The 8764-nt window shown below is 51.6% G+C and carries 9 protein-coding genes and 1 pseudogene; all 10 read left to right on the forward strand.

Going from position 1 to position 8764, the window contains the following annotated elements; translation table 11 throughout:
- Nucleotides 1–255: pseudogene (locus ACEW8P_RS16360) on the forward strand (histidinol phosphatase); the annotation flags it as partial.
- Nucleotides 256–1311: an aminotransferase class V-fold PLP-dependent enzyme gene (locus ACEW8P_RS16365; protein ID WP_373514150.1), complete on the forward strand. Its 1056-nt coding sequence runs from the start codon at nt 256–258 to the stop codon at nt 1309–1311.
- A gap of 98 nt (nt 1312–1409) precedes the next feature.
- Nucleotides 1410–2114, forward strand: a complete 705-nt coding sequence (locus ACEW8P_RS16370) for an NUDIX domain-containing protein (RefSeq protein ID WP_373514151.1) — start codon at nt 1410–1412, stop codon at nt 2112–2114.
- Nucleotides 2115–2206: 92 nt separating this feature from the next.
- Entirely contained in the window at nt 2207–2773 is a 567-nt protein-coding gene (locus ACEW8P_RS16375) for a MarC family protein (RefSeq protein ID WP_373514152.1), read from the forward strand.
- Between the two features lie 191 nt (nt 2774–2964).
- A complete protein-coding gene (locus ACEW8P_RS16380) occupies nt 2965–3456 on the forward strand; it encodes a hypothetical protein (protein WP_373514158.1) in 492 nt (163 codons plus the stop codon).
- A 233-nt stretch (nt 3457–3689) separates the two neighbouring features.
- A complete protein-coding gene (gene pepT, locus ACEW8P_RS16385) occupies nt 3690–4922 on the forward strand; it encodes a peptidase T (RefSeq protein ID WP_373514153.1) in 1233 nt (410 codons plus the stop codon).
- A gap of 91 nt (nt 4923–5013) precedes the next feature.
- Nucleotides 5014–5652: a viroplasmin family protein gene (locus ACEW8P_RS16390; protein ID WP_373514154.1), complete on the forward strand. Its 639-nt coding sequence runs from the start codon at nt 5014–5016 to the stop codon at nt 5650–5652.
- A 77-nt stretch (nt 5653–5729) separates the two neighbouring features.
- The gene (locus ACEW8P_RS16395; RefSeq protein ID WP_373514155.1) at nt 5730–6452 is read left to right on the forward strand and encodes a tRNA1(Val) (adenine(37)-N6)-methyltransferase; all 723 of its coding nucleotides are present in this window, start codon (nt 5730–5732) and stop codon (nt 6450–6452) included.
- A gap of 3 nt (nt 6453–6455) precedes the next feature.
- Nucleotides 6456–7448, forward strand: coding sequence for a glycosyltransferase family 2 protein (locus tag ACEW8P_RS16400; RefSeq protein WP_373514156.1), 993 nt, complete (start codon nt 6456–6458; stop codon nt 7446–7448).
- 75 nt (nt 7449–7523) lie between these two features.
- Nucleotides 7524–8764, forward strand: a 1241-nt coding sequence (locus ACEW8P_RS16405) for a serine hydrolase domain-containing protein (protein ID WP_373514157.1), incomplete at its 3' end; no start/stop codon positions are given.

Here is an 8764-nt window from a genome sequence, read left to right on the forward strand (position 1 = left end):
ATTCTGGAAGTCAACACAAGAGGTGTGTACAAGAAAAATCTGAGTACCTACCCCTCCATGTCGGTGATGGAAAAGGCTTTGGCCAGAAACATTCCCGTGATGATCAACTCGGACAGCCACGCTCCCGCCGAAATCACGGCAAAACTGTCAGACACGGCTCTACAACTCAAACAAGTAGGTTTTAAAACGCTGCGAATTCTGCGTAACCAGGCCTGGCAGGATGTCGCCTTCGGTGAGGAAGGATTATATTTGTAAATGAAGCTAACTACCTTTTATCCTGGCCCTTCCCAACTCTACCCGCAGGTAGAGGGCTATTTGCTGGACGCCTATCAATCGGGTGTTCTGAGCATGAATCACCGCTCGGGTGCCTTCATGGATATGCTTGGGCGTACAATCGCCGAAATACGCAGCAAGCTGGACATTCCGGCGGATTACGAGATATACTTTACTTCTTCGGCAACTGAGTGTTGGGAAATCATTTCGCAATCGTTGGTTCAGACCAGTAGTCATCATGCTTTTAACGGAGCTTTTGGACAAAAATGGTTCGAGTACGCGGGGCGTTTGCACCCGGCTTTTAGCCATCCATTCGAGCTGAACCAGGATTTAAATACCTGGAGAATCGAACAACGGGAAAATGCCGAAATGCTTTGTCTGACGCACAACGAAACTTCCAACGGCACGGCCATCCCTACCCAGTCATTACAGAAAATCAGGAGACGTTTTGAAGGACTCATTGCCATCGACGCTACTTCCTCGATGGCGGGAGTAGCCTTGCCCTGGTCAATGGGCGATGTGTGGTTTGCCTCGGTGCAAAAGTGCTTCGGACTTCCGTCGGGGCTAGGCGTGCTGGTAGTTTCTCCCCGTGCCGTCGCTCGGGCAGAGGAGATTGGCGAGCGGAATCATTACAACAGTCTGCTTTTCATTCGAGATAATTTTCTTAAAAATCAGACTCCTTACACGCCCAACATTCTTGGGATTTACTTGCTCGGGCAGGTGATGGCGCAAGTTCCCCCGATTGAAGTAGTCGATCGGAATGTTGGCGAGCGGGCCAAAGCTTTCTATTCACTTCTAGAAGGAAGTTCGTACGAATTATTGGTTAATAACCCAGAAGTACGTTCCGCAACGGTTTTGGCAATTCAGGGAAGTGAGGATTTTATCGGCAAAATCAAGGAAAAAGCGGTCAAACAAGGAATGCTGTTGGGAAATGGCTACGGTGATAGGAAAACTACCACCGTTCGAATCGCAAATTTTCCGGCTATCCCGGATACGGATTTTGTACAGCTTCGAGATTTCTTACTAAAATACCATTAAAATAATGGGCCGCTTTTGAGGTAGTTCGAGTAAATTCTCGACTGCAAAGTCCTTTTTGGGCAAGAACCTCATACAGCAACCCCCTCGTGACCGATACCATGCTCGAACAATACCAGGCCCAAACCAAATGCCTGGTAGCCTTAGATTCTATCATTTTTGGCTTCGATGGCGAAGAACTCAAACTCCTTTTGGTTAAGCGCGGTGTGGAAGAGCACGGCGACACCTGGTCGCTGATGGGCGGGTGGCTTCGGCCCCACGAGGATACTGAGGACGCTTCGGCTCGCATTCTGTATGAGCTCACCGGGCTGAGCAACATTTACCTTGAGCAGCTTCACGTTTTTAGTGCCCCCTTTCGCGACCCCGTCGAACGGACGGTTTCAATCGCTTACTTCGCCCTCATCAATGTGGCCGACTACACCGATGTCATCTCGCATACCTTCGAGGCGCAGTGGTTTTCGATCCACGAACTACCGACGTTGCTTTTCGACCACGGCCGCATGGTAGAAATGGCCATCGAGCGGCTGCGCTACAAAGCCACCCAGCATCCGATCGGCTTTGAACTTTTGCCCGATAAATTCACCATTCCGCAACTCCAAAAACTGTACGAGGCGATTTTCGGAACCCAATTCGACAAACGCAATTTCAGCCGTAAAATCCTTTCTACCAAGCTACTCATTAAGCTGGACGAGAAACAGAAAGGTTATTCAAAGAAGGGCGCTTATCTGTACAAAGTCGATAACGATGAATACCGAAAGGTTTTTGATGCTTTCCTGAACTTCGTACCCAGCGGCTTTATGGTGTGAGCCTGGAAACGGATCGGTGATCTTGCGATTCGTTTGGGTAGCAGCGGGCTTTTGCTGACCTTTGCGGGCAAATTCAGAAACCCCAGTCCCGAATGTTCAACTTCAAAGAAATCGCCTCAGTCACACTCATTCTTTTTTCAGTCATCGACATTGTGGGAGCCGTTCCGGTCATCGTGGATTTACGCAAAAAAGTAGGCCGTATCGAGTCGGAAAAAGCCACGATTGTAGCGGGCCTTATCATGATTGCCTTCCTATTCCTGGGCGAGCGCATTCTCAAACTTTTCGGGGTGGACATCGCGTCATTTGCGGCGGCGGGAGCCATCATCATTTTCCTGATTGGCCTTGAGATGATCCTCGGGCGCAATATTTTTAAGCATGGCGACGTGGATACTTCGTCGGCGTCCATCGTTCCGATCGCTTTTCCGATTATCGCCGGGGCAGGTACCATGACTACGCTCATTTCGTTGCGGGCGACCTACGAACTGGCCAATGTGCTGGTGGGTGTATTCGTCAATTTGTTCCTGGTCTATCTGGTACTAAGATCATCCGCCTGGATCGAGCGAAAACTGGGCCGGGCGGGTGAAGACATCCTCCGTCGCGTTTTCGGCATAATCCTGATTGCGATCGCGGTGAAACTGTTCAAGGGGAATTTTTTATAGAAATACGTAGAGACACGGCATGCCGTGTCTAGCAGGCGAAAGCAACCTGTCAAATTGTAATAAAATCAATTGCCGGGCGGCTTTACCCCCCGGATAGAGGAGCATAAGAATCTCAGAATCAGAAATTCCATAAAAACATGAAGCAAAAAAATCCCAAACCATTAGCATTCACACCGTCAGGTAGTCAGCCTATGCAGCAACTCGACAGCCTGAACCAGGTAGCCGAGTTCCACCAAACCTTCAAGCACCCCATACTGGAAGTTCCAATGATACCTTCGGAGAATCGCAGCCGCCTGCGCGTGGCTTTGCTGGCCGAGGAACTGAAAGAGCTGGAAGTGGCGATCCTGCAAAACGACATTGTGGAAGTCGCCGACGCGCTTTGCGATCTGCAGTACGTGCTTGCGGGTGCCGTATTGGAATTCGGCTTAGGCGCGAAATTCGTGGACCTGTTCAACGAAGTGCAACGGTCCAATATGTCCAAAGCCTGCGACTCGCTGGAAGAAGCAGAGGCTACGATGCAGCACTATAAGGAAAAGGGCGTCAACTGTCACTTTAAGGAGGATGGGGGCAAGTTTCTGGTTTACAGAACTTCCGACAACAAAACCCTGAAGAATATCAACTACTCGCCCGCTGATTTGGTGAGCATCATCAATTCGGACAGCAATTTGCAGCCAAGAAGCTGATTGTTTTAGGGTTAGCCGCCGCAGTATCCCTCCGGGGTGAGGAGTTGGTGTCTTTTCTTTTTTCTATTAACCGATAACCCCTCCGGGGTACTTTCTTTATGGCTATATTCATTAAGCAATAAGTACCTGAGTACCCACGCAACAATGAATAATATGCTTCGCTTACTCGGCAAACCGTAATAAACCAGGTACTCAGGTACTGAATCACCAAACGTCTAAACACCTAAACTCACTTGACCGTCCTCGATCGCTTCCTCCGCTACGTCAAAATCGACACGCAATCCGATCCGCAATCGGGTACTTTCCCAAGTACCGAGAAGCAGCGCGATCTGAGCAAATTGCTGGTTGTAGAATTACAGGCTATGGGCGTGAAGAATGCGCATTTGGATGAATTCGGGTACGTGTACGCCACTATTCCCGCCACCAGTTCCAAAATCGACGTTCCCGTCATCTGCTTTTGCTCGCACGTGGACACCTCGCCCGATGTGACGGGACTGAACGTCAAACCGATCGTTCACGAAAACTGGCAGGGCGAAGACATCATACTACCCGACGACACGCGGCAAGTCATTCGTCTCTCGGAACACCCGGATCTAGCGCAGCAAATCGGCAACGACATCGTCACGGCCAGCGGCACGACGCTTCTGGGAGCGGATAACAAGGCAGGCGTGGCCGAAATCATGACAGCGACGGAATTTCTCCTGCAAAATCCCGATACCCCTCACGGGACCATCCGCATTCTTTTCACGCCTGACGAAGAAGTAGGTCGCGGCACCGAATACGTGGATATGGCCAAACTCGCCGCCGACTTCGGCTATACCGTGGACGGCGAGACGCTGGGCACGCTCGAAAACGAAACTTTCTCCGCCGATGGCGCCCAAATCAGAATTCAGGGCGTCAGCACGCATCCGGGCTTTGCCAAAGGTAAGCTGGAAAATGCCCTGAAAATTGCCTCGGAGATCGTTGCGGCCTTGCCGCAGGATTCGCTCTCACCCGAAACTACGGAAGGTAAAGAGGGCTTCGTCCATCCGGTGTCGATGCAAGGCGGTCAGGATGAGGCGACCATTGACTTTATTGTCCGCGACTTCAACGCGGTGGGTCTGAGACAGAAGGCTGACCTACTCCGCCAAATCACACAAGAAGTCTTGCAGCATTACCCCAATTCAAAAGCCGACATCCAGATTACCCAACAGTACCGCAACATGAAGGAAGTACTTGACAAGTACCCGGCCGTGGTGGACAACGCCATCGAAGCCATGCGACGCGTCGGACTCTCTGCCGAGCCCCGCAGCATCCGCGGCGGCACCGACGGCTCGCGTCTGTCGTTCATGGGCCTGCCTTGCCCCAACATCTTCGCGGGCGAACACGCCTTCCACTCCCGCCAGGAATGGGTGTCGGTGCAGGATATGGAAAAAGCGGTGGAGGTTATTGTGGAAATCGCGAAAGTGTGGGAGGAAAGGAGTTGAAAGTTCATGAGTTCAGGAGTTTATGAGTTGGAGGAACTCCTGGAAGAAACACTCATCAACTTTTAGACTCATAGACTTTTAACTCTAAAAAATGGCCAAGAAGAAACAAAAATACTACGTAGTCTGGCAGGGAAGGCAGTCGGGGGTTTTTACTGATTGGAAAGAGTGCGAGGCGCAGATCAAGGGTTTTCAGGGCGCTCGGTTTAAGTCATTCGATAGTTTGAAGGAAGCCGAAGCCGCCATTGACCGCAATTATTGGGAGTTTGTCACAAAAAAGGGCGAGGCCAAACCTGTCAACCTTCCCATTCCTCCGCACATCGGTCAGCCCATCAAAGACAGCATTGCGGTGGATGCCGCCTGGAACACCGCCACGGGCGACATGGAATACCAGGGAATCTACCTCGGCACGGGCGAACGAATCTTTCTGCAAGGCCCGTTTTTCGATGCTACCAACAACATCGGCGAATTTTTAGCCATTGTCCACGGGTTGGGGTATCTTAAAAACAATAACAGCACCATCCCGATCTACTCCGACTCCCGCACCGCGATGGCCTGGATCAGAAAAAAACACGCCAACACTAAACTAGTCCTTACGCCTCTCAACAAAGAACTTTTCGAACTCCTCCAACGCGCCGAGCGCTGGTTGGCCGCGAATAAGTACCCCAACAAAATCTTGAAATGGGAAACCAAGTACTGGGGCGAAAACCCCGCCGACTTCGGCAGAAAATAAAACCAAGTACAAATATAAATTCCCCTCTCCTTTGAGGAGAGAGGGTGGGGCGGTCCGTCGTTACGGTGAGGTAAAACATGGCACGAAATTCGTTCTTCCAATTCAAACAGTTCCGAATCGAGCAAGACCGCTGCGCCATGAAAGTCTGTACCGACGCCTGCACGTTCGGGGCTTGGGCTGAGATAGCAGGCGCAAAACGAATCCTGGACATCGGTACCGGAACGGGTTTGCTTTCACTGATGGCGGCCCAAAGAAACCCCGATGCGCTGATCGACGCCGTGGAGATTGATGAGCAAGCAGTTAGTCAAGCAGCGGAGAATTTTAAGAATAGCCCTTTTTCGAGCCGAATAAAAGTATTTGAGGGTACTATTCAAGATTTTGAACCCGGTTATCTGTACGATGCTATTTTGGTCAATCCGCCTTTTTATCAAAACGATCTGCGGTCGCCGGACGACAAGGTAAACCAAGCCCACCACGCGAAGAGTCTGACTTTTTCTGAACTATTGACGGCGGTAGAAAAGTTATTGAAAAAGGGTGGCTCCTGGCACGTACTGCTCCCCGTTGAGGAGGGGAATGTACTGAATTACAGTGCGATCAGCCGAGATTGGTTAAAGCGACGGGAATTGATACTTTCTCATTCGTTAAAGCACTCACCCATCAGAATCATGCGTTCGTATTCTAAAATGGCGGTAAGTAATCCTCCCGCAAGTTCCGAGCACTTAGCCATCTACGAACCGGAAACTACCCGCCACACACTTGCTTTTCGCCAACTTTTGCGGGACTTTTACCTGAAATTCTGACCAATGACTTCCGACGCGCCTCTCCAAATATCCGTACTCATCCCCCTCTACAACGAGGACGAATCGCTGCCCGAACTGCACGACTGGATCGTGCGGGTAATGAACGAAAACGGATTCAGCTACGAAATCCTGTTCATGGACGATGGCAGCCGCGACCGTTCCTGGGCGGTTATTCAGGAACTCGGACTGCGTAATCCAAACGTCCGCGGCATAAAATTCACCCGGAACTACGGCAAAACCGCCGCCCTGCAAACGGGTTTTCAGACCGTGCGCGGCGAGGTAGTCGTCACGATGGACGCCGATTTGCAGGACAGTCCCGACGAGATTCCCGAATTGTACCGGATGATTACCGAGGAAAACTACGACCTCGTATCGGGCTGGAAGCAAAAACGTTACGATCCGATTACCAAAACGCTGCCCACCAAGCTTTTCAACGCCGCTACACGCTCTATTTCGGATGTAAAATTGCATGATTTCAACTGCGGCCTGAAAGCTTACCGTGGCGAGGTAGTCAAAAACATCACCATCTACGGCGAAATGCACCGCTACATTCCCGTCATCGCCAAGTGGAACGGTTTCAGCCGGATCGGGGAAAAAGTGGTGCAGCATCAGGCCCGGAAGTACGGCACCACCAAGTTCGGGCTGGAACGCTTCATCTACGGTTTTCTGGATCTGCTTTCCATCGCCTTCGTCAACAAATTCGGCCGTCGGCCCATGCACTTTTTTGGTAGTTTGGGTACTTTGATGTTCTTCGTTGGCTCGCTGATCACGATCTGGCTCATCGGGTTAAAGGTGTATAACATCTACATGAACCTTCCCTACCGCAACGTCACCGAAAATCCGCTTTTCTTCCTTGCCCTGACGGTCATCATCGTCGGTTCACAGCTTTTTCTGGGTGGTTTTTTGGGAGAGTTACTGGTCAAGCAGTCTGTCAGCCAAACGGGAGATTATCTGATCGCCGATGAAGTGGGAAAGGCCGAGCCGTTGCTGAATTAAACGCAAAGGGCGCTAAGTAAAAGCAGGGGTCGCAAAGTCTTTTTCCCCTAAATTCTCTGCGTCAAAAAAATTCACATGAAAAAAATCTCCCTCCTTTTCCTTCTCTCTCTCCCGCTCGCCGCTCAAACCAAGCTCACCACCAATATCCCCAACCAGAAACTGGTCGAGGCCAAAAACCCGGAGGCGGTGGGTATGTCGCCCGAGCGTTTGCAGCGGCTGGACAACGTGATGAAGGGCTTCGTCACAGACAACAAACTACCTGGTATCGTGGCAATTCTGGTGCGCAACGGGCAGATCGTGTACCATCAGGCCTACGGACTCGCCGATGTGGCCACGCAGCGTCCGATGAAAAAGGACGATATTTTCCGCATTGCGTCCATGACTAAAGCCATCACGGCCACGGCGGTGATGATGCTCTACGAAGAAGGCAAATTCAGCCTCGACGATCCCATCTCGAAGTACATTCCTGAGTTCAAAAATCCGACGGTACTTACGTCCTTCCGGTTCAGCGATAGTACCTATCGGACCGAACCCGCCAAATCTGAGATCACCATCCGCCATTTGTTGAGCCACACCTCCGGCCTGGGCTACGGCATGATCGACGGCGACGAGCGATTCAAGGCCATGTACCAGAAAGCGGGAGTCACGGACTTGTTCACGACACAACCCATTAGTGTGGGCGAGAGCGTCAGGAAGCTGGCCAAACTACCCCTGCACTTCAATCCCGGCGAAAAGTACTCCTACTCCGAAGGACCAGACGTGCTGGGGTACTTTGTCGAAATCATGTCGGGCATGACCTTCGCCGAGTACCTGCGGACGCAAATTTTTGAGCCGCTGGGGATGAACGATACCTACTTCTACCTGCCCGAAGCCAAAGCCAACCGCCTGGTCACGATTCATAAAGCCGTGAATGGTAGCTGGGAGTCCTTTCCGACGACCTTTTACGACCCGGATTATCCCCGCAAGGGCGCGAAGCAGTTCTTTTCCGGCGGTGCGGGGCTATCCTCCACGGCCAAAGACTACGCCACCTTTCTGCAAATGCTCGTCAACGGCGGGGCGTTTAACGGTAAGCGCTTTCTCAGCCGGGTCAATACCGAACTGCTCACGGTATCTAACCAAACGGGCACCTTATTCGGTGGCGAAGGCGGGCCCGAGCATTTTAGCCTGGGATTCAGCGTCGTCAACCCCATCGGCCACGACCGCGGCCTGGGCAGCGTGGGGAAGTTCAAATGGGGCGGGTACTTCAACACCAACTACTTCGCCGACCCGCAGGAAAAAATCGTGGCCGTGCTGATGAAGCAAACGCAGAGTGTGGG

It is taken from the genome of Persicitalea sp., assembly GCF_041751555.1.
In the GTDB taxonomy this organism is placed as follows: domain Bacteria; phylum Bacteroidota; class Bacteroidia; order Cytophagales; family Spirosomataceae; genus Persicitalea.

Excerpts from the sequence above, each read along its gene's own strand:
- ACEW8P_RS16370 (WP_373514151.1), top strand. The coding sequence starts at position 1,410 with ATGCTCGAACAATACCAGGCCCAAACCAAATGCCTGGTAGCCTTAGAT.
- ACEW8P_RS16395 (WP_373514155.1), top strand. The coding sequence starts at position 5,730 with ATGGCACGAAATTCGTTCTTCCAATTCAAACAGTTCCGAATCGAGCAA.
- ACEW8P_RS16390 (WP_373514154.1), top strand. The coding sequence starts at position 5,014 with ATGGCCAAGAAGAAACAAAAATACTACGTAGTCTGGCAGGGAAGGCAG.
- ACEW8P_RS16380 (WP_373514158.1), top strand. The coding sequence starts at position 2,965 with ATGCAGCAACTCGACAGCCTGAACCAGGTAGCCGAGTTCCACCAAACC.
- ACEW8P_RS16400 (WP_373514156.1), top strand. The coding sequence starts at position 6,456 with ATGACTTCCGACGCGCCTCTCCAAATATCCGTACTCATCCCCCTCTAC.
- ACEW8P_RS16365 (WP_373514150.1), top strand. The coding sequence starts at position 256 with ATGAAGCTAACTACCTTTTATCCTGGCCCTTCCCAACTCTACCCGCAG.
- ACEW8P_RS16375 (WP_373514152.1), top strand. The coding sequence starts at position 2,207 with ATGTTCAACTTCAAAGAAATCGCCTCAGTCACACTCATTCTTTTTTCA.